The organism is Streptomyces sp. NPDC037013, assembly GCF_055607265.1.
On the sequence record NZ_JBVJRV010000002.1, the window covers coordinates 660,641 to 681,235 of the forward strand.

Below are 20,595 nucleotides of genomic sequence, written 5' to 3' on the forward strand. Positions count from 1 at the left end.
GGGGGAAATCATGGAAATCCCGCCTGGGGGATTACCCCCAGAGCCCCTGACCCGCGCCCCCGAGCGCCCCCTTGGGAGCGCCCTTGGGAGCCCTTATCCCCTCACTCCGTCCGCCGCCGGATCTTGTTGCCCAGCCACACCAGCGGATCGTACTTGCGGTCCACCGCGCGCTCCTTCAACGGGATCAGGGCGTTGTCCGTGATCTTGATGCCCTCGGGGCAGACCTCCGTGCAGCACTTGGTGATGTTGCAGTAGCCGAGCCCGTGTTCGTCCTGCGCCGTCCGCTTGCGGTCGAGCCCGGACTCCGCCGCCGCGTCCAGCGGATGCATGTCGAGCTCGGCCACCCGCATCAGGAAGCGCGGCCCGGCGAAGGCGGCCTTGTTCTCCTCGTGGTCACGCACCACGTGGCACGTGTCCTGGCAGAGGAAGCACTCGATGCACTTGCGGAACTCCTGCGAGCGGTCCACGTCCTCCTGCCGCATGCGGTACTCGCCGGGCCCCAGCTCCGCGGGCGGCACGAACGCCGGGACCTCGCGCGCCTTCGTGTAGTTGAAGCCGACGTCCGTCACCAGATCGCGCACCACCGGGAAGGCCCGCAGCGGCGTCACCGTGATGACCTCGCCGGGGTCGAAGACCGACATCCGCGTCATGCACATCAGCCGCGGCCTGCCGTTGATCTCCGCCGAGCACGAACCGCACTTGCCCGCCTTGCAGTTCCAGCGGACGGCCAGGTCGGGCGCCTGGGTCGCCTGGAGGCGGTGGATGATGTCGAGCACCACCTCGCCCTCGTTGACCTCGACCTTGAAGTCCTCAAGGCCGCCGCCCCCCAGGTCCCCGCGCCAGACCTTGAATTGCGCGTCGTACGAACTCACTCGTACAGCTCCTCTTCAGCCAGGTACTTGACCAGCTCTTCCTTCTCGAAGAGGGCGAGCAGGTCCGGGCGGATGGGCTCGGTCTCCACGCGGACCAGGTCGATCTGGCCGCGTACGGGGTCGGTGGCCGCCAACCCCTCGGTGGGGTCCGCGAGTTGACACAGCAGATTGGCGCGGCGCCACTCGCGGTTCATCGACGGGTGGTCCTCGCGGGTGTGGCCGCCGCGGCTCTCCGTCCGCTCCAGGGCGGCCCGCGCGATGCACTCGCTGACCAGGAGCATGTTCCGCAGGTCGAGGGCGAGGTGCCAGCCCGGGTTGAACTGGCGGTGCCCCTCGACCCCGGCCCGCCGCGCCCGTACCCGCAGCTCGGCGAGTTTCTCCAGGGCCTGCTCCATCTCGGCCTCGCGGCGGATGATGCCGACCAGGTCGTTCATCGTCTGCTGCAGCTCCTGGTGGAGCGTGTACGGGTTCTCGGGCGTCGAGCCGTCCTCGGGGCCCTCGGCGCTGAACGGCCGCAGCGCCTCCGCGGCCGCCGTGTCGACCTGCACCTCGTCCACGACCGGCCGCGCGGCGAGCCCCGCCGCGTACCTGGCCGCGTGCAGGCCCGCCCGCCGGCCGAAGACCAGCAGGTCGGAGAGTGAGTTGCCGCCAAGACGGTTGGAGCCGTGCATGCCGCCCGCGACCTCACCCGCCGCGTAGAGGCCGGCCACCCGGCGGGCCGCGGCGGTGTCGGAGTCGACGGCGATGCCGCCCATCACGTAGTGGCAGGTCGGCCCGACCTCCATCGCCTCGGCCGTGATGTCGACGTCGGCGAGCTCCTTGAACTGGTGGTACATGGACGGCAGCCGGCGCTTGATGACCTCGGCGGGCATCCGCGTCGACACGTCAAGGAACACTCCGCCGTGCGGGGAGCCGCGGCCCGCCTTCACCTCGGCGTTGATGGCGCGGGCGACCTCGTCGCGGGGCAGCAGCTCAGGGGGGCGGCGGTTGTGGTCCGGGTCCTCGTACCAGCGGTCGCCCTCCTCCTCCGATTGCGCGTACTTCTCCTTGAACACGTCGGGCACGTAGTCGAACATGAACCGCTTGCCCTCGGAGTTCCTGAGCACCCCGCCGTCGCCGCGCACGGACTCCGTGACGAGGATGCCCTTCACCGACGGCGGCCAGACCATGCCCGTCGGGTGGAACTGCACGAACTCCATGTTCAGCAGCGGCGCCCCGGCGAGTAGCGCGAGCGCGTGCCCGTCACCCGTGTACTCCCACGAGTTCGACGTCACCTTGAAGGACTTGCCGATGCCGCCGGTCGCGAGGACCACGGAGGGCGCTTCAAGGACGAAGAACCGGCCCGACTCGCGGTCGTAGCAGAAGGTCCCGCAGACCCGGCCGCCCTCGGCGAGGCCCCCGTCCTCCTCCTTGAGCACCCGGGTGACCGTGCACTCCTGGAAGACCTTCAGACGGGCCTCGTAATCCCCGAACTCCTTGAAGTCCTCCTGCTGCAGCGAGACGATCTTCTGCTGGAGGGTGCGGATCAGCTCCAGGCCGGTGCGGTCGCCGACGTGCGCGAGGCGCGGGTACTCGTGCCCGCCGAAGTTGCGCTGCGAGATCCGGCCGTCCGGAGTGCGGTCGAACAGAGCGCCCCAGGTCTCCAACTCCCATACCCGGTCCGGTGCTTCACGGGCGTGCAGCTCGGCCATGCGCCACTGGTTGAGGAACTTCCCGCCGCGCAGCGTGTCGCGGAAGTGGACCTGCCAGTTGTCGCCGGAGTTCACATTGCCCATGGAGGCCGCGATGCCACCCTCCGCCATCACCGTGTGCGCCTTGCCGAACAGCGACTTGCAGATCACGGCCGTACGGGCGCCCTGCTCGCGCGCCTCGATCGCGGCCCGCAGTCCCGCGCCGCCCGCGCCCACCACGACGACATCCCACTGCTGCCGCTCCACTTGAGACATCAGAAGGCCCCGTCCATTAGAAGAAGCGCGGATCGTCGAAGGCGCCGCTGGAGATCAGGTAGACGTAGAAGTCGGCGAGGGCGACGCTCACCAACGACGCCCAGGCGAGCAGCATGTGACGGGCATTCAGCTTCCCCACCCACTGCCACATGCGGTAGCGCACCGGGTGCTTGGAGAAGTGCTTGAGCTTGCCCCCGACGATGTGCCGGCAGGAGTGGCAGGAGAACGTGTACGCCCAGATCAGCACGATGTTGACGAGGAAGACGAGGCTGCCGAGCCCCATGTGGCCCCACGCGTAGTGCTCGTCGCGGAAGGACAGCACGGTGTCGTAGGTGAGGATGCCCGCGACCGGTACGGCGGCGTAGAAGAAGTACCGGTGGAGGTTCTGCAGGATCAGCGGGAACCGCGTCTCGCCCGAGTACGTCTTGTGCGGTTCGGCGACCGCGCAGGCGGGCGGCGACGCCCAGAAGCCCCGGTAGTAGGCCTTGCGGTAGTAGTAGCAGGTCAGCCGGAAGCCCAGCGGGAAGATCAGGATGAGCAGCGCGGGGGACAGGCCCCACCAGCTGCCGAAGATCTCCCAGTTGGGCCCGGACCGCATCGGCCGGCAGCTGTCGGCCAGGCACGGCGAGTAGAACGGCGAGACGTAGGGCGCCTGGTAGTAGTCCGCGTTCGCGAACGCCCGCCAGGTCGAGTAGACGACGAAGGCGAGCAGCCCGGCGGCGGTCGCCGCGGGCGCCAGCCACCAGCGGTCGGTCCGCAGATGGGCAGCGGCGATGGCGGCGCGCGTGCCGTCGCGCACGCCGCCGCCGGGGGCCGTTCCGCTCTTCGGTTGGGGTTCCGTGCCGGTGGCCAACGAGGCTCCACTCCTTCGTCCGAGGATCGGGAAGAGGCTCTGCGAGCGGGTGCGGCGTGCTGGGCGCGGCCCCGGCACGGGCCGGGGCCGCGGGTCAGGGCGCGTGGCGGTCGCAGCCGCCCAGGCCCTCGTCGTCGAGGTCTTTGGTGCCCGTCCACAGGGAGCTGTCGTACGGCGTGTCCGGGATGGTCACGAATTCGCGCGGGTGCGGTTCGGGGCGGGGCGCGGGGAGTGGAGCCGCGGCGCGCAGCAGGGCCACGCTCTCGCTCAGCCGGTCGGTGTCCGTGCGCACCCGGCGCACGTCGACCCCCGCCAGCCGGCCATCGGCCTGCCGTTCCAGCCTGCCGACGGCGCCGAGCAGGTCGTCCACGCATCGTTGAAGATCCGTCAATTCATCGTGCAGAGCCATGACTTGCCCTCACTTCAGGGGTGCGGCGGCAACGCTCATGCGCCTGCGAGTGTCGCGCGTCACATCCCGGCTTGTGAAGAGATCTGCGTCGATTGCCGGATCAGGGGCGGTGAATGCGCCGGATCACGCGCGGATCGCGCCGACCTCGACCGACGGCGACTGTTCGGTGACCGGACCGCTCCGGTGGGCCCCCGGCGGCGCCGCCCTCGCGGGGGCGCGCGCCCCGTTGGGCCGCACGAGTGGGATATGGGCGCCGCCGCGCCGTGTCGCCGCCGCGGGACGGGTCCCGTCCCCTTCAGTGGGGCCATAGATGTGATCAGCTCCATATACCGCCAAACGTGATCAAACCCGGCCCGGTCCTGGTAGCGGGCGGCCGGGCGAGCCCCGGACCCCGGAGGTACCAGTCATGTCCCACGACCGCGTCAGAGCCAGATCTGTCGTGTTCCTCGCGACGGGGGTGCTGGCTCTGCCCGCCCTCGCCGGCTGCAGCTCGAACGACGAGGCCGGCCGGCCCACCGCGGGCCAGGACATCGCACCCGCCGCCCGGGACCTGGTCGCCGACGGAGGCACCGTGAAGTGGGCGGTCGACGCCCTGCCCGAGACGTACAACTCCTTCCAGGCCGACGCCGACGAGGGCACCACACGCGTCGCCGCCGCCGTCCTGCCCTCCCTCTTCCGCCTCGACGAACAGGGCAGGGCGCAGCGCAACGCCGACTTCCTCGAGTCGGCGAAGGTCGTCGAGCGCGAACCCCAGCAGGTCGTCCTCTACAAGCTCAACCAGCAGGCGGTCTGGAGCGACGGCCGCGAGATCGGCGCCGACGACTTCGCCGCCCAGTGGCGCGCCCTCTCCGGCAAGGACACCGCGTACTGGACGGCACGCAACGCCGGCTACGACCGCATCCAGAAGATCGAGCGCGGCGCGAACAACCTGGAGGTGCGGGTCACCTTCGCCAAGCCGTACGCCGACTGGCGCTCCCTGTTCTCCCCGCTCTACCCCAAGCAGATCATGGGCAGCCCCGACGCCTTCAACGACGGCGCCCGCCGCAAGCTGAAGGTGACCGCGGGCCCCTTCGCCCTCGCCGACGTCGACCGCAAGGCCGGCGACATCACGCTGGAGCGCAACCCGCGCTGGTGGGGCCGGCCCGCCAAGCTCGACAAGCTGATGCTGCGCGAGGTGTCGCGGGCCGAGCGCGCCGCGGCGCTCGCCCAGGGCAAGGTCGACCTCGCCGCGATCGACTCGGCGGAGGCCGGCCGGATCGGCCTGGCCGCCAAGGACAAGGGCGCCCAGGGCCCGCTCGCCCACGGCCCCGGCGCCGCGCTGACCCCCGCCAGGGCGCTGCGCTCCTGGGCCCTCGCGCACGGCTCCGACGAGGAGGCCGCCGACGCGGAGACCAAGGCCCGCGCCAAGACCCGCAAGGCCGTCAAGAAGTACGAGACGGAACAGTCGGGCCTGCGCGGCTACGAGGTCCGCAAATCCCTGGAACCGGCCTACACCCAGCTCGCCCTCAACGGCTCCGAGGGCCCGCTCGCCGACGACCGGGTGCGCCGCGCGGTGGCCCGCGCCCTCAACCGCGAGGAGCTCGCGAAGACCGTACTCAAACCCCTCGGCCTGCCCGCCGAACCGGTCGGCAGCCACCTCGCCCTCGCCGGACAGCAGGCGTACGCGGACAACAGCGGCGCACTCGGCGAGCAGGACACCGCCGAGGCACGGGCACTGCTCGCCGACGCGGGCTGGACGCCGGGCGCCCTCCTCAAGGGCAAGAAGGACAAGGACAAGGAGAAGACGGCGGGCGGCGAGGCCGGCGCGAAGAAGGCCGGGTCAAAGACGGAGGAGGACTCCGCGGACGACGGCACCTACATCGTCGGCGAGGACGACGGCAAGCCCGCCGACACCGGTGCCCCGGTCCTCGCCCCGGCGCCCGCGGCCGCCTACCAGCGGGCCGTCCTGAACCGGCAGGCCGACGTCGTCGGCCTGCCCCAGGAGGCCGACAAGGAGAAGAAGAAGGAGCCGGGCGACCGCAAGCGCTCCAAGGCCGGCAACGGCGCCAGGGACCGGGCACAGGGCGGCGCCCCCGGCGCGTACGCCCCCAAGGGGACCCCGGCGCCCAAGGGCGCGGGCGGGACCGCGGCCGCGCCGCTCGCCAAGGACGGCAAGCCCCTCACCCTGCGCTTCGTGCTGCCCTCCGGGGACGGCTCGGAGCCGCTGCGCGCGGTGGCCGACCGGATCACGCGGATGCTGGAGAAGATCGGCGTCCACACCGAGACGGCGAAGGTCGCCGACGAGAGCTACTTCAAGGACCACATCGCGTCCGGCCAGTACGACCTCGCGCTGTACTCGTGGCCCGCCTCGGCCTTCCCCGCCACCGACGCCCGCCCGATCTTCGCCAAGCCGGTCCCGGCCGCGGACGGCTCGCTCAACGTCGAGCAGAATTACACGCGCGTCGGCACGGACCACATCGACCAGCTCTTCGACCAGGCGGCCTCGGAACTGGATGAGGAAACGTCACTCTCCCTGGTCAAGAAGGCCGACGCCCGCATCTGGGCCGAGGCGGGCTCCATCCCCCTCTACCAGCGCCCCCAGCTGGTGGCGGCCCGCCCGAACCTGGCCAACGCCGGAGCCTTCGGCTTCCAGGCCCCCCACTACGAGGACATCGGCTTCCTGAAGCCGGGCGCGAAGCCCTCGGCCAAGCCCGACGCCACGTAGCGGGCCGGCCGGTCGGCGCGAGCGGCCCGGCTCAGATTCCGCTCAACTCTCTTGCCCGCCGGCCACCCCGGCGGGCAAGCTCGTATCCACCCATTGACCTGCTGTTTCCCCAAAGTTCCGAACCCTTTCGCGGCCCCCGCGCAGCCCCCGCGGAGGCTGCCTCCGCGCGAGACACGTAGACTGGGGTGAGGCCGTGGCGTGTCCAGCCCGGCAGGGTTCGCGTACTTCAGAGGTGCGTGTGACCATCCACTCACTCCAGGAGTACGCCGCACTATGGCCACGCGCCACGACATCCGCAACGTCGCCATCGTCGCTCACGTCGACCATGGCAAGACGACCATCGTCGACGCCATGCTCAAGCAGGCCGGTTCCTTCGCCGCGCACGCCGCCGAGTCCCTCGACGACCGCATGATGGACTCGAACGACCTGGAACGTGAGAAGGGCATCACGATCCTCGCCAAGAACACGGCGGTGAAGTATCACCCCAAGGACGGCGGGGAACCGATCACGATCAACATCATCGACACCCCCGGCCACGCCGACTTCGGTGGCGAGGTCGAGCGCGGTCTGTCGATGGTGGACGCCGTCGTCCTGCTGGTCGACGCCTCCGAGGGCCCGCTGCCGCAGACCCGCTTCGTGCTCCGCAAGGCGCTCCAGCAGCGCCTGCCCGTCATCCTGTGCATCAACAAGACGGACCGCCCCGACTCGCGCATCGACGAGGTCGTCAACGAGACGTACGACCTCTTCCTCGATCTCGACGCGGACGAGGACCAGATCGAGTTCCCGATCGTCTACGCCTGCGGCCGCGACGGCATCGCCTCGCTGACCAAGCCGGAGGACGGCACGGTCCCGGCGGACTCCACCAACCTGGAGCCGTTCTTCTCCACCATCCTGGAGCACGTCCCCGCCCCGACGTACGACGAGTCGGCGCCCCTCCAGGCCCACGTCACCAACCTCGACGCGGACAACTTCCTCGGCCGCATCGCGCTGCTCCGCGTCGAGCAGGGCGAGCTGCGCAAGGGCCAGACCGTCGCGTGGATCAAGCGCGACGGCACCATCTCCAACGTCCGCATCACCGAGCTGATGATGACCGAGGCGCTCACCCGCAAGCCGGCCGAGATGGCGGGCCCGGGTGACATCTGCGCGGTCGCCGGTATCCCCGACATCATGATCGGCGAGACCCTGGCCGACCCGGAGAACCCGATCGCGCTGCCGCTCATCACGGTCGACGAGCCGGCGATCTCCATGACCATCGGCACCAACACCTCGCCGCTGGTCGGCCGCGGCGGCACCGGCAAGGGCGCGGACGCCAAGTCCGCGGTCAAGGACCGCAAGGTCACCGCCCGCCAGGTCAAGGACCGCCTGGAGCGCGAGCTGATCGGTAACGTCTCGCTGCGCGTCCTGGACACCGAGCGCCCCGACGCCTGGGAGGTGCAGGGCCGCGGTGAGCTGGCGCTGGCCATCCTGGTCGAGCAGATGCGCCGCGAGGGCTTCGAGATGACCATCGGCAAGCCGCAGGTGGTCACCCGTCAGATCGACGGCAAGACCCACGAGCCCGTCGAGCGCATGACGATCGACGTGCCCGAGGAGCACATGGGCGCCGTCACGCAGCTCATGGGCGTCCGCAAGGGCCGCATGGACAACATGTCGAACCACGGCTCCGGCTGGGTCCGCCTGGAGTTCGTCGTGCCCTCCCGCGGCCTCATCGGCTTCCGTACGGAGTTCCTGACGCAGACCCGCGGCACGGGCATCGCGCACTCCATCCACGAGGGCCACGAGCCGTGGTTCGGCGAGCTGAAGACCCGTAACAACGGCTCCCTGGTCGCCGACCGCGCCGGCGCCGTCACCGCCTTCGCGATGACGAACCTCCAGGAGCGCGGCGTGCTGTTCACCGAGCCCGGCACCGAGGTGTACGAGGGCATGATCGTCGGCGAGAACTCCCGCGCCGACGACATGGACGTGAACATCACCAAGGAGAAGAAGCTCACCAACATGCGCTCCGCCTCCGCCGACTCCTTCGAGGCGATCGTCCCGCCGCGCAAGCTGTCGCTCGAGCAGTCCCTGGAGTTCTGCCGCGACGACGAGTGCGTCGAGGTGACCCCGGAGGCCGTGCGCATCCGCAAGGTCGTCCTGGACCAGAAGGAGCGCGGCCGCTCGGCGTCGCGCGCCAAGCACGGCTGACCCCACTGAGGTAGGCAGTCGCGGCACACCGTCGCGTACGAGGCCGATTTTCGCCGTCCCCGCAGGGGATCCGGCGGGAGTCGGCCTCGTGTGTTTTCGCTGGCAGGTACGGTGTCGCCACCGCCGGTCGAGGTTCTCCCGGCAACCGGTTTTTGTCCGCCACGTGTCCGCTATCCGGACGTCACTGACCGTTAGATGCGTAACACGTCCGTTTCGCAACCATCTATCTCGGATCGGTTTGTCCGGATTTTGGAAGTTGTACGCGTCAGGTGTGATTGAACCGAGACCAAAAGGGTGTGGTCGACCGGTACCTCATGGCTAATAGTTGACCGCGTATAGCTCGGGTCAATGGGTCACGCGCTGTGGGGAGCGCCGACTCACGAGCACACTGGGGTACTCGATCTTCGCCGTCAGGGGTGTCGGCGCGGTTGCACGTACCCCCTCTTGTAGTGAACAAGTGGACTCATGAGGAGGAACCCCATGCGTGGTGCCAAGAGCGCCAAGTGGGTCGCGATAGCCGGTGTTGTGGCGCTGACGGCCACCGCTTGTGGCGGCGGCGACAGTGACAACAAGGGCAGCGGCAAGGTCGACCCGAAGGGGATCGTCAGCTACGCCAACGGTGAGCCGCAGAACGCCCTGCAGCCTTCCAACACCATGGAGGCGTACGGCAGCGTCGTCATCGACTCGCTCTTCACGGGCCTGGTCCACTACGACAAGAAGGGCGACATCACCTACGAGAACGCCGAGTCGGTCACCCCCGACAAGGACTCGAAGGTGTGGACCGTCAAGCTGAAGCCGGGCTGGAAGTTCCACAACGGCGAGGCCGTCACCGCCAAGTCGTACGTGGACGCCTGGAACTGGGCCGCGGACCCGGCCAACGGCCAGCAGAACAGCTCCTGGTACCGGGACATCGAGGGCTACGACGCCGTCCACCCGGCGAAGGGCAAGGCCAAGAAGAAGGCCATGTCCGGTCTGAAGGTCGTCGACGACAACACCTTCACCATCACGCTGAAGAGCGGCATCCCGTACTACGCGTACAAGCTGGTCTACGCGCCCTTCTACCCGCTGCCCTCGGCCGCGCTGAAGGACCCGAAGAAGTACGGCGAGGCCCCCGTCGGCAACGGCCCGTACAAGTTCCAGAAGTGGGACCACAAGAAGGTCATCTCGGTCCGCTCCTGGGGTGGCTACAAGGGCGCGAACAAGCCGAAGAACGGCGGCATCGACTTCAAGGCCTACAACAAGGACACGGCGGCCTACGCCGACCTGAAGTCGGACAACGTCGACACCATGCCGCTGGTGCCGAACAGCGAGATCGCCAACTTCAAGCAGGACTTCGGCGACCGCGCGATCGACATGGACTTCTCGGCGATCAACACGGTCAACTTCGCCTTCTACACCAAGCAGTGGAAGGACATCGACCCCAAGGTCCTCCAGGGCCTGTCGATGGCGATCGACCGCGACACCATCGCCAAGACGGTGTTCCACGGCACCCGTGAGTCCGCCACCGGCTGGGTCGCCAAGGGCGTCAAGGGCTACCAGGAGAACGCCTGCGGCGAGTACTGCAAGTTCGACGCCAAGAAGGCCAAGCAGTCCATCAAGGACGGCGGCGGCGTTCCGGGCAACAAGATCACCATCCAGTACAACGCCGACCAGCCGCACAAGGACTGGGTCGTCGCGGTCTGCAACTCCATCACCAACGCCACCGGGGTCAAGTGCTCCGGCGACCCGGTGACCGACTTCGCCGCGGACACGGAGATCCGTGACCAGAAGAAGGTCAAGTCGATGTACCGCTCCGGCTGGGTGCTCGACTACCCCTTCAACGGCAACTTCCTCGCCGACCTGTACGGCACGGGCGTCGACGGCAACAAGGGCGGCTTCTCGGACAAGAAGTTCGACGAGCTGACCAAGAAGGCCGACTCGGCGAAGACGATCGAAGAGTCCGCGAAGCTGTACCAGCAGGCCGAGAAGGAGCTCGTCAACTCCTTCCCGGGCATCCCGCTCTGGTACAACAAGACGCTCTCCGCGTACTCGAAGAACGTGAAGAAGGTCGAGTTCGACCAGGCCGGCGACCCGGTCCTCACGGACGTCGAGGTCTTCGAGAAGTAGCAGTCGTCGGAGTTCCGCTCCCGCGAGGCGACGCCCGGTGATCCCGGGCGTCGCTTCGCGGGCGGCTCCGCAATGGACGGAGGCACCACCATGGGGCGCTACGTCGCGAGGCGACTGCTCCAGATGATCCCGGTCTTCATCGGGACAACCCTTCTGATCTTCCTGATGGTCAACGTGCTCCCGGGTGACCCGGTCGCGGCACTGTGGGGAGACAAGCCGCCGGACCCCGCGCAGGTGGCGCAGATCAAGCACGACCGCGGGCTGGATCTGCCCCTGTGGCAGCAGTACTTCCACTACATGGGCGGACTGCTGCAGGGCGACTTCGGACACACGATCGCCGGCAACCGGCCGATCCTCGACGAGATCACCCAGGCCTTCCCGGTCTCGGCGCGCCTCGCCGCTCTGGCGTGGACGTTCGAGCTCGTCGTCGGCATCACCCTGGGCGTGCTCGTCGGTGTGCAGCGCGGCCGCATTCTCGACAACACCGTGACGCTCTTCACGCTCCTCGTGATCTCCGTCCCGATCTTCGTCTTCGGTCTCTTCCTCCAGCTGATCTTCGGCAACGAACTGGGCTGGGTGACACCGACGGTCCAGGACTCCGAGAACATCGGGGAACTGATCCTGCCCGCCCTCGTGCTGGGTCTCGTCGGCCTCGCCTACGTGGCGCGACTGACCCGCACCTCCATCGCCGAGAACCGGCAGGCGGACTACATCCGCACGGCGGTCGCCAAGGGCCTGCCGCGCCGCCGCATCATCTCGCGACACCTGCTGCGCAACTCCCTGATCCCCGTGGTCACCTACCTGGGCACCGACATCGGCACCCTCATGGGCGGCGCGGTCATCACCGAGGGCATCTTCAACGTCCAGGGCGTCGGCAACCTTCTCTACCGCGCGCTGGGCCAGCACGAGGGCACGGTCATCGTCGGCATCGTCACGGTCCTGGTCCTCGTGTACCTCCTCGCCAGCCTGCTCGTCGACCTGCTCTACGCGGTCCTGGACCCGAGGATCCGTTATGCCTGACATCACCAAGACCACGCCGCAAGAGGCGGCGGCCGGCATCGCCCACCCCGACGAGCCGACCCTGGTGGACGCCGTCGAGGCACCCGGCAAGCCGCACAGCCTCTGGGGCGACGCCTGGCGGGACCTGCGGCGCAGGCCGCTGTTCCTCATCTCGGCCGTGCTGATCCTGCTGCTGCTCGTGGTGGCCGCCTTCCCCGGGCTGTTCTCGGACGCGAACCCCAAGTACGGCGACCTGACCCACCACTTCCTGCAGAAGCCCGAGCTCGGCCACTTCTTCCAGGCCGACTGGTTCGGATACGACCGGCAGGGCCGCAGCATCTACGCCCGTGTCGTCTACGGCACGCGCAACTCGGTCATGGTCGGCCTCGGCGTGACGCTCCTCGTCACCGTGTTCGGCGGCCTGATCGGCATGCTGGCGGGGTACTTCGGCGGCATCTGGGACAGCCTGCTCTCCCGCATCGTCGACGTGTTCTTCGGCGTCCCGTTCCTGCTCGGCGCCATGGTCGTCCTCAACGCCTTCACCAACCGCAACGTGTGGGTGATCACCGGCGCGCTGGCCTTCCTCGGCTGGACGCAGATCGCCCGCGTCATGCGCGGCGCGGTCATCACGACCAAGCACTCGGACTACGTGGTGGCGGCACGCGCGCTCGGCGCCGGCACCAAGAGGATCCTGTTCCGGCACATCCTGCCGAACGCCCTCGCCCCGGTCATCGTCATCGCGACCATCTCGCTGGGCACCTACATCGTCGCCGAGTCGACGCTGTCGTACCTGGGTCTCGGTTTCGGCGACGACGCGCTCTCCTGGGGCGGCGACATCTCCGACGCCCTCAGCGACATCCGGAACAACCCGCACACGCTGATCTTCCCCGCCGGAATGCTCAGCGTGACCGTGCTGGCGTTCATCATGCTCGGCGACGCTGTGCGCGAAGCCCTCGACCCGAAGCTGCGCTGAGGGAGGCGTACGTGACCAGCATCGACATGAAGACAGACTCAGTCCCCGCCCCCCGCTCGGGCGAGGAGAAGAGCGGCAGGCTCCTCGACGTGAAGGACCTGCACGTCGAATTCCACACCCGGGACGGTGTGGTCAAGGCGGTCAACGGCGTCAACTACAGCGTGGACGCGGGCGAGACGCTCGCCGTCCTCGGTGAGTCGGGCTCCGGCAAGTCCGTGACCGCGCAGGCCATCATGGGCATCCTCGACATGCCGCCCGGAAAGATCCCGCAGGGCGAGATCCTCTTCCGCGGCCAGGACATGCTGAAGATGTCCAACGAGGAGCGCAGGAAGATCCGCGGCCGCAAGATCGCCATGATCTTCCAGGACGCGCTCTCCTCGCTCAACCCCGTGCTCTCGGTGGGCTACCAGCTCGGCGAGATGTTCCGGGTGCACGAGGGGCTCGGCCGCAAGGAGGCCAAGGCCAAGGCCGTCGAGCTGATGGACAAGGTCAAGATCCCGGCCGCCAAGGAGCGGGTCAACGACTACCCCCACCAGTTCTCCGGCGGTATGCGCCAGCGCATCATGATCGCGATGGCGCTCGCCCTGGAACCGGACCTGATCATCGCGGACGAGCCCACCACGGCACTCGACGTGACGGTCCAGGCCCAGGTCATGGACCTGCTCGCGGAGTTGCAGCGCGAGTACAACATGGGTCTGATCCTGATCACCCACGACCTCGGCGTCGTCGCCGACGTCGCGGACAAGATCGCGGTCATGTACGCGGGCCGGATCGTCGAGACCGCCCCGGTGCACGAGCTGTACAAGCGCCCCGCGCACCCGTACACCCGCGGCCTGCTCGACTCGATCCCGCGTCTGGACCAGAAGGGCCAGGAGCTCTACGCGATCAAGGGCCTGCCGCCCAACCTGCTCAAGATTCCCGGCGGTTGCGCGTTCAACCCGCGCTGCCCCAAGGCGCAGGACATCTGCCGCACGGAGATCCCGCCGCTGATGCAGGTCGCCGAGCAGGACGGCACGGAGCTGCCCGGCCGCGGCAGCGCGTGCCACTTCTGGAAGGAGACGATCCATGGCTGAGCCGACGAAGGCTTCGAAGCTCTCGAAGACGGACGAGCCGCAAGACGCGATGCCGAACGTCTCCGAGGTGGAGACCGTCGACGCCGCCACGCCCGAAGAGGCCGTCGCGGCGATCGAGGCGCCGGTCGAGCGCGGCGAGCCGATCCTCCAGGTCCGCAACCTGGTCAAGCACTTCCCTCTCACCCAGGGAATCCTGATCAAGAAGCAGGTCGGCGCGGTCAAGGCGGTCGACGGCATCTCCTTCGACCTGTACCAGGGCGAGACGCTGGGCATCGTGGGCGAATCCGGCTGCGGCAAGTCCACGGTCGCCAAGCTCCTCATGACCCTCGAACGCGCCACGGCCGGCGAGGTCTTCTACAAGGGCCAGGACATCACCAAGCTGTCCGGGCGCGCGCTGAAGGCGGTCCGCCGCAACATCCAGATGGTGTTCCAGGACCCCTACACGTCCCTGAACCCCCGCATGACGGTGGGCGACATCATCGGGGAGCCCTTCGAGATCCACCCCGAGGTGGCCCCGAAGGGTTCGCGCCGCCAGAAGGTCCAGGACCTCCTGGACGTCGTCGGCCTCAACCCCGAGTACATCAACCGCTACCCGCACCAGTTCTCCGGCGGCCAGCGCCAGCGCATCGGCATCGCCCGCGGCCTCGCGCTCAACCCCGAGATCATCATCTGCGACGAGCCGGTCTCGGCCCTGGACGTCTCCGTCCAGGCCCAGGTCATCAACCTGATGGAGAAGCTCCAGGACGAGTTCAACCTCTCCTACCTCTTCATCGCCCACGACCTGTCGATCGTCCGGCACATCTCGGACCGCGTGGGCGTGATGTACCTCGGCAAGATGGCGGAGATCGGCTCGGACGAGCAGATCTACGAGCACCCGACGCACCCGTACACGCAGGCACTCCTGTCGGCCGTCCCGGTCCCGGACCCGGAGGCCCGCGAGGGCCGCGAACGGATCATCCTCACCGGCGACGTCCCCTCACCGGCCAACCCGCCCTCGGGCTGCCGCTTCCGCACCCGCTGCTGGAAGGCGGAGGACAAGTGCGCGAAGGAGACCCCGCTGCTCGCGGTCCCCGAGCGCTTCAAGGGCCAGGACACCCCGGCGGCCCACGAGTCGGCGTGCCACTTCGCGGAGGAGAAGGACGTCGTGCACGCGGCGTAGCGGTGTGCGCCCGCTGAAGCGGTGTGCAGGCGAACGGACGAAGGGCCCGGGACCGAGTGTCCCGGGCCCTTCGTCGTGCTCCAGTGGCGCCCGGGGCCCGAGAGGAGCCCGTGCCCGGGCCCGTACCCCCGGCTGACCGGTCAGATGGCGGGAGCCTTTCAAGGTGACCGATTCTCCACGGTTGACAGCGGCGGCGGGAAATTGAAGGAATGGTTGATTCCATTCGTGTTCGCCGCTGACCTCGGAGAATGCGGATTCGCCGTATTGCGGAAATCGTTTTCCTGGGGTTCGGCGGGATGTGGATGAGATGCACCCGGTCGTACGGCGATTGTGGCAGCCTCAAGAATGGCCATAGTCGGAATGTGTCCGTCGGCCGTCGTGCGGCGTGGAGCGATCGTGAACGCAAGGCTTTGACCTGCATTGATGCATACGGGGCCGGGAGTGGGCGGACTTCTGTACCCGGCGTATGCAGAGTTGACGCTTGGCTGATCTGCGCTATAGCTTCCGGGGGGTTCCGCAAAGGTTGCTAAAGGCGACCGGGCGGAACGCGGGTCTGTGTAAAAGGTCTGCAAGTCACTCGGGGAACCCCTGAGCGGCAGGTGCAGCGTGCTCAGGGGGATGCTCGTGATCAACACTGTCACCAGGCTTTATGTCGAAAAGTGCACCGAAGCGCTTTCGCCGCTGCGAAATGCCGCACAGAAACTCGAACTCCCCGCCGTGTACGCCCAGTCGTTCGGCCGGGTCCTGCTCGACCGGCCGCTCCTCGCCGACCGGGCGGAGATCGAGGGCTTCGCCGACGACCTCCGGTCCCTCTTCGGCATCATGACGTCGCTGCCCGAGCGCCTGTACGGGGGTGACCTGCGCGCCTACTGCGCGGCCATCGGCATGGACGACCGGCTCGCCGAGCTGATGTGCCGAAGCACCTCGCCGCGCCCCGTGCTGCATGCCCGGGCCGACGCCTACCACGACGGCACCCGCTTCCAGCTGCTCGAACTCAACGTGGGCAGCGAACTGGGCGGCACCGACACCGCCCAGCAGAACCGCGCCTGGCTCCGCGTCCCCGAGTTCGCGGCCTTCGCCGAGGAGCACGGACTGCGCCACCTCGACACGGCGCCCCGCGTGGCCGACGCGCTGCGCCGCGCCGCCGAGCCCGTCACCGACGGCGGCGAACCGGTGGTCGCCCTCATCGAGAGCACCGGCGGACTCGCCGCCCACGAGCACGTGTTCACCGCCGTCCGCGAAGCGATGGCCGCCCAGGGCATCGACCTGCTTCTCGGCGAGATCCACGAACTCGCCGACCGCAACGGCAAGATCACCCTCCGGGGCACCCCGGTGGACGTCATCCTGCGCTACTTCGTCGCCGGTGAACTCCTCGACGACCCTGCCGGCCAAGACGTCCTCGACACGCTCGTCCGCGCCGACCGCGAGCGGCGGACCGCGCTCTTCCTGCCCTTGGACAGCGGCGTCTACGCCAGCAAGGGCAGCCTCGCGCTCCTCCACGACCCGGCCGTACGCGCCGAGCTGACCGAGGCGGAGCGGGCCACCGTCGACCGCGCGGTGCCCTGGACGAGGCTCCTCGACGCGGGCAAACAGTACGCGGGCGACCGCGCCGACCTCCTGCGACGCTGTCGCGACGAACGCGAGGAACTGGTCATCAAGCCGGGCGTCGGCTACGGCGGCGTGGGCACGGTCGTCGGCCACGAGGCGGACGACGCGCGCTGGGCCGAGGCGCTCGACGCCGCCGGTCAGGACACCGTCGTACAGCGCCGGGTCCGCCCCGCCCCCGAGCCGGTCGTCGACGCGGCCACCGGGCGCACCGAGGACTGGGCCGCCAACTGGGGCGTCTTCGTCGACGGCGAAGGCTACGCGGGCTGTTTCGTGCGCGCCCTGCGGCCGACACAGGGCGCGGTGATCTCCTTCTCCAACCCCGGAACGCGCAGCAGCTGCGTCTTCACCGCGGGCTGACCCGGGCGCCCGGGCCCCGGGCCGTCCTTCTGCCACCCACACCTGCTCGTCTCCTGCTCACTCCCTGCTCATTCGCGACCCAGGGCGCCCTCGCCCTGCTTCCTCACGCACCCAGCCGCCCGGTCCGCGTCACAGGCGCGGGCGGGCTGTCGTGAAGGGACTGCTGATGCCCGAGTACGCCGTCGACGGGGAAGACCGCCCCCACATAGTCGTCATCAACCGGTGGCGCGAGCACTACGCCGACTACGTCGAGTACCTCGACCATGCCACCCACCGCGTCACCTACGTCTCGACCGACGTGGGGCTCGGCTCGGTGCCCACCGAGGCCGCGGGGATCGAGCTGGTCGCAGCGACCGACGACCTGCCGGCCGTCCGCGCCGCCGTCGCCCGGCTCGCCGACCGGCACGGCAACCCACGCGCCCTCGTCGCGCTGAAGGAGGACGACCTGCTGGTCGGCGCGGAACTCCGCGTCGAGTGGGGACTGCCGGGGCCGCGCCCCGACGATCTGCTCCGGTTCCGTGACAAGTACCTGATGTGCCGCGCGATCCGCGAGGCGGGGCTGCCCGTGCCCGCCTTCGCGGCCGTCGACCGGCCCGACGACGTCCTGGACTTCGCCCGCCGCGAGGGCTGGCCCGTCGTGCTGAAGCCCCGCATCGGCAGTTCGAGCGCCGGTGTCCGGGTGCTCGGAGGGCCCCAGGACCTGCCCGGCGCAGCCGAGTTCGGTGAGCCGATGCTCGCGCAGAGCTTCGACGCGCGCCCCATCCACCACGTCGACGGGATCTTCGACGGCACCCGTACCTCACGGCTGCGCGTCTCCCGGTACCTCAACACCTGCCTCGGCTTCCGCGAGGGCACGTTCCTCGGCTCCGTCGAGGTGGACGACCCGGCGGTGATCCGGGCGGTGGAGGCCGCCACGACCGCGTACCTCGCCGCGCTCACCGGCTCCGTCACCCCCTTCCACCTCGAACTCTTCGTCGCCACCGGACCTGAGGGCCCCCGCTGCTCCTTCCTCGAGGTCGGCGCCCGGGTGGGCGGCGCGGAGATCCCGTTCATCTGGCGCGACCTGCACGGCTACGACCTGATGCGGGCCGCCTTCGACATCCAGCTCGGCCGCGTCCCGGCCGCCGACGGCACCGCCCCCACCGGCGAGATCGGCGGCTGGCTGCTGATCCCCGCCCCGGCCGCGCGGCCCTGCCTCATCACCGACGTCACGTCCATGACGGGCCTGACCCCCGGCCCGTACGCCGAGGTGGTGCTCAGCCCCGGCGGGATCCTGCCGGAGGCCGACGCCTACTACGAGCACGTGGGCGGGCGGTTCCGCTTCCGCGGCCGCACCAGCACCGAGGTGGCCGAGGCCCTCACCCACACGGCGACCCGATTCCGCGTCAGCGCCGAGCCCATCCTGCGCGCCGTCCCCGGCGCCCCCGAGCCCGGCGGTCACGACCTGGTGCCCGCCGCACAGACCGCACCCGTGGAGGTGACCGGATGACGAAGGACTACTCCGAGCAGATCCTCGACGGCGAGGGCGAGAACGACTACACCCGCTACATGCGCACGGACGCGCTGCTCTCCCTCCAGCGGCGCCCCGAGGAGTGGGTCCACCGCGACGAGATGCTCTTCCAGATCGTCCACCAGTCCACCGAGCTCTGGCTCAAGCTGGCCTGCGCGGAGGTCGCGGAGGCGACGCGGCACATCGAGGCCGGCGAGCTGGAGACCGCGACCCGCCTCATGGGCCGGGCCGCGCTGGGCGGGCGCCTGGTCACCCAGCAGCTGGAGATGATGCGGCAGCTCTCGCCGTGGGACTTCCAGACCATCCGCACCATCCTCGGCCACGGCTCCGGTGCCGACTCGCCCGGCTGGCGCGCGGTCCGCAGCCACAGCAGGGTGGTGGGAGCCGCCTTCGACAAGCTCGTGGCCGACCGCGGCATCGACCTCGCCGAGGTCTACCGGACGGGGGAGGACACCCCCGAGTACCGGCTGGCCGAGGCGATGATCGAGTGGGACGACCGGATCTCCCTCTGGCGCGTCCAGCACTTCAAGGTCATCACCCGCATCATCGGCCACCAGTCCGTCGGGACTCAGGGCACCCCGGTCGACATGCTCGCCAAGCTGATCTCGCACAAGCTCTTCCCGGAGCTGTGGCACCTGCGCACCGAACTCACCGCGACAGGCCCGATGGGCGACCAGCCGGTGCGGGAGGAGCTGTGAGCGCGCCCGCCGTCGAGAAGTCCCTGAGTCCCGCCGCGTTCCGGGCCGCCTTTCCGGTGCTCGACCGCATCACCCACCTCGCGGGCTGCGGTCTCGCCCCCCGGTCCACGGCGCTGGACGAGGCGCTGACCGAGATGCTCGACGCGATGTCCGCCCACGGTGCGCCCTGGCACCTCTTCGAGGAGCGCACGGCGCTGGCCCGGGAGCGGTTCGCCACCCTGATCGGTGCCGCGCCCGAGCAGATCGCCCTCGTCCCGAACGCGTCGGTCGGTGCCTACCAGGTCGCCTCCACCGTCGGCTGGGACGCCCGGCCCCGCCTGGTCACCACGCCGCTGGAGTTCCCCTCGCTGGCCCACGTCTGGCTCGCTCAGCGGCCACGGGGCGCAGAGGTCGTCTTCGCGGAGGACGCCGAGGAGTACGCGACAGCCGTCGACGGGACGACCCGGCTGGTCTCGGTCCCCATGACGGGGTATCAGGACGCGCTGCGGATGCCCGTCGCCGAACTCGCGGGGCTCGCCCACGCCCACGGCGCCGAACTCTTCGTCGACGCCTACCAAGCGGCCGGAGTCGAACCCGTCGATGTGGACAGGATCGGCTGCGACTACCTGGTCGCCGGTACGTCGAAGTATCTGCTCGGCCTGCCCGGGGTGGCGTTCCTCTACGCGCGTCGTGCCCCGGCGCAGGCCCTGCCGCCCACGCTGACCGGCTGGTTCGGCCGACGCGATCCGTTCGCCTTCGACCCACGCACCCTCGACTTCGCGGACTCGGCGCGGCGCTTCGAGACCGGCACCCCACCGGTGCCGGCCTGCTACGCCGCCGCCGCCGGACTCGGGCTGCTCGCCGGGACCGACCCCGTTCGGATCCGCGCCCACGTCCAGACCCTCACCGCGACCGCCGCCGAGGCGCTGCGCGACCAGGGCGAACGCGTCCGGGACATCCCCGCCGAGCGGCGCGGTGCCCACATCGGCATCCTCGACGACCGGCCGGCCCTCCTCGCCGAGGCGCTGGGGCGGCGGGGCGTCGCAGTGAGCGCCCGGGGCGACGTCGTCCGCGTCGCCTTCCACTACTACAACAACGCCGACGACATCGCCTCGCTGTGCGAGGCGCTGAGTGAGCACAGGTCCCGCTGAGCACCACCGCCGAGCAC

At 69.5% G+C, this 20,595-nt stretch carries 15 protein-coding genes; 11 read left to right on the plus strand and 4 right to left on the minus strand.

Going from position 1 to position 20,595, the window contains the following annotated elements:
- Positions 1-101: 101 nt before the first annotated feature.
- From ACZ7DY_RS08050 to ACZ7DY_RS08065, 4 genes are all read right to left on the minus strand, one after another.
- Positions 102-872: a succinate dehydrogenase/fumarate reductase iron-sulfur subunit gene (locus tag ACZ7DY_RS08050; protein ID WP_471131497.1), complete on the minus strand. Its 771-nt coding sequence runs from the start codon at positions 870-872 to the stop codon at positions 102-104.
- Positions 869-2,818, minus strand: a complete 1,950-nt coding sequence (locus tag ACZ7DY_RS08055; protein ID WP_471131498.1) for a fumarate reductase/succinate dehydrogenase flavoprotein subunit — start codon at positions 2,816-2,818, stop codon at positions 869-871. The genes ACZ7DY_RS08050 and ACZ7DY_RS08055 overlap by 4 nt, the downstream gene beginning before the upstream one ends.
- A gap of 16 nt (positions 2,819-2,834) precedes the next feature.
- A complete protein-coding gene (locus ACZ7DY_RS08060; RefSeq protein WP_471131500.1) occupies positions 2,835-3,671 on the minus strand; it encodes a hypothetical protein in 837 nt (278 codons plus the stop codon).
- 94 nt (positions 3,672-3,765) lie between these two features.
- A complete protein-coding gene (locus ACZ7DY_RS08065) occupies positions 3,766-4,080 on the minus strand; it encodes a hypothetical protein (RefSeq protein ID WP_471131501.1) in 315 nt (104 codons plus the stop codon).
- Between the two features lie 406 nt (positions 4,081-4,486).
- Here ACZ7DY_RS08065 and ACZ7DY_RS08070 point away from each other — a divergent pair, with 406 nt between their 5' ends.
- The 11 genes from ACZ7DY_RS08070 to ACZ7DY_RS08120 all read left to right on the plus strand — a co-directional run bounded on the left by ACZ7DY_RS08070 (position 4,487) and on the right by ACZ7DY_RS08120 (position 20,578).
- Entirely contained in the window at positions 4,487-6,784 is a 2,298-nt protein-coding gene (locus ACZ7DY_RS08070) for an ABC transporter family substrate-binding protein (RefSeq protein WP_471131504.1), read from the plus strand.
- A 273-nt stretch (positions 6,785-7,057) separates the two neighbouring features.
- A complete protein-coding gene (gene typA, locus ACZ7DY_RS08075) occupies positions 7,058-8,965 on the plus strand; it encodes a translational GTPase TypA (RefSeq protein ID WP_471131506.1) in 1,908 nt (635 codons plus the stop codon).
- A gap of 480 nt (positions 8,966-9,445) precedes the next feature.
- Positions 9,446-11,071: a peptide ABC transporter substrate-binding protein gene (locus ACZ7DY_RS08080; protein ID WP_471131508.1), complete on the plus strand. Its 1,626-nt coding sequence runs from the start codon at positions 9,446-9,448 to the stop codon at positions 11,069-11,071.
- Positions 11,072-11,161: 90 nt separating this feature from the next.
- Positions 11,162-12,091 (plus strand): ABC transporter permease, encoded by a 930-nt coding sequence (locus tag ACZ7DY_RS08085; protein ID WP_471131509.1) that lies wholly within the window; start codon positions 11,162-11,164, stop codon positions 12,089-12,091.
- Complete coding sequence (locus tag ACZ7DY_RS08090) at positions 12,084-13,043, plus strand: ABC transporter permease (RefSeq protein ID WP_471131511.1); 960 nt, start codon at positions 12,084-12,086, stop codon at positions 13,041-13,043. Before ACZ7DY_RS08085 ends, ACZ7DY_RS08090 begins: the two co-directional genes overlap by 8 nt.
- A gap of 11 nt (positions 13,044-13,054) precedes the next feature.
- Positions 13,055-14,116, plus strand: coding sequence for an ABC transporter ATP-binding protein (locus tag ACZ7DY_RS08095; protein ID WP_471131514.1), 1,062 nt, complete (start codon positions 13,055-13,057; stop codon positions 14,114-14,116).
- Positions 14,109-15,275: an ABC transporter ATP-binding protein gene (locus ACZ7DY_RS08100; RefSeq protein WP_471131517.1), complete on the plus strand. Its 1,167-nt coding sequence runs from the start codon at positions 14,109-14,111 to the stop codon at positions 15,273-15,275. The genes ACZ7DY_RS08095 and ACZ7DY_RS08100 overlap by 8 nt, the downstream gene beginning before the upstream one ends.
- 618 nt (positions 15,276-15,893) lie before the next feature.
- Complete coding sequence (locus tag ACZ7DY_RS08105) at positions 15,894-17,240, plus strand: hypothetical protein (RefSeq protein ID WP_471131518.1); 1,347 nt, start codon at positions 15,894-15,896, stop codon at positions 17,238-17,240.
- A gap of 166 nt (positions 17,241-17,406) precedes the next feature.
- On the plus strand, positions 17,407-18,729 hold the full coding sequence (locus tag ACZ7DY_RS08110; protein WP_471131521.1) for an ATP-grasp domain-containing protein: 1,323 nt from the start codon (positions 17,407-17,409) through the stop codon (positions 18,727-18,729).
- Positions 18,726-19,448: a tryptophan 2,3-dioxygenase family protein gene (locus tag ACZ7DY_RS08115; RefSeq protein WP_471131523.1), complete on the plus strand. Its 723-nt coding sequence runs from the start codon at positions 18,726-18,728 to the stop codon at positions 19,446-19,448. Before ACZ7DY_RS08110 ends, ACZ7DY_RS08115 begins: the two co-directional genes overlap by 4 nt.
- A complete protein-coding gene (locus tag ACZ7DY_RS08120; protein ID WP_471131525.1) occupies positions 19,445-20,578 on the plus strand; it encodes an aminotransferase class V-fold PLP-dependent enzyme in 1,134 nt (377 codons plus the stop codon). Before ACZ7DY_RS08115 ends, ACZ7DY_RS08120 begins: the two co-directional genes overlap by 4 nt.
- The last annotated feature ends 17 nt before the right edge of the window (positions 20,579-20,595 follow it).

What these genes read in the sequence shown, in the direction of transcription:
- ACZ7DY_RS08055 (WP_471131498.1), bottom strand. Translation starts at nt 2,818, where the DNA reads ATGTCTCAAGTGGAGCGGCAGCAGTGGGATGTCGTCGTGGTGGGCGCG.
- ACZ7DY_RS08065 (WP_471131501.1), bottom strand. Translation starts at nt 4,080, where the DNA reads ATGGCTCTGCACGATGAATTGACGGATCTTCAACGATGCGTGGACGAC.
- ACZ7DY_RS08070 (WP_471131504.1), top strand. Translation starts at nt 4,487, where the DNA reads ATGTCCCACGACCGCGTCAGAGCCAGATCTGTCGTGTTCCTCGCGACG.
- typA (WP_471131506.1), top strand. Translation starts at nt 7,058, where the DNA reads ATGGCCACGCGCCACGACATCCGCAACGTCGCCATCGTCGCTCACGTC.
- ACZ7DY_RS08080 (WP_471131508.1), top strand. Translation starts at nt 9,446, where the DNA reads ATGCGTGGTGCCAAGAGCGCCAAGTGGGTCGCGATAGCCGGTGTTGTG.
- ACZ7DY_RS08085 (WP_471131509.1), top strand. Translation starts at nt 11,162, where the DNA reads ATGGGGCGCTACGTCGCGAGGCGACTGCTCCAGATGATCCCGGTCTTC.
- ACZ7DY_RS08090 (WP_471131511.1), top strand. Translation starts at nt 12,084, where the DNA reads ATGCCTGACATCACCAAGACCACGCCGCAAGAGGCGGCGGCCGGCATC.
- ACZ7DY_RS08100 (WP_471131517.1), top strand. Translation starts at nt 14,109, where the DNA reads ATGGCTGAGCCGACGAAGGCTTCGAAGCTCTCGAAGACGGACGAGCCG.
- ACZ7DY_RS08105 (WP_471131518.1), top strand. Translation starts at nt 15,894, where the DNA reads ATGCTCGTGATCAACACTGTCACCAGGCTTTATGTCGAAAAGTGCACC.
- ACZ7DY_RS08110 (WP_471131521.1), top strand. Translation starts at nt 17,407, where the DNA reads ATGCCCGAGTACGCCGTCGACGGGGAAGACCGCCCCCACATAGTCGTC.
- ACZ7DY_RS08115 (WP_471131523.1), top strand. Translation starts at nt 18,726, where the DNA reads ATGACGAAGGACTACTCCGAGCAGATCCTCGACGGCGAGGGCGAGAAC.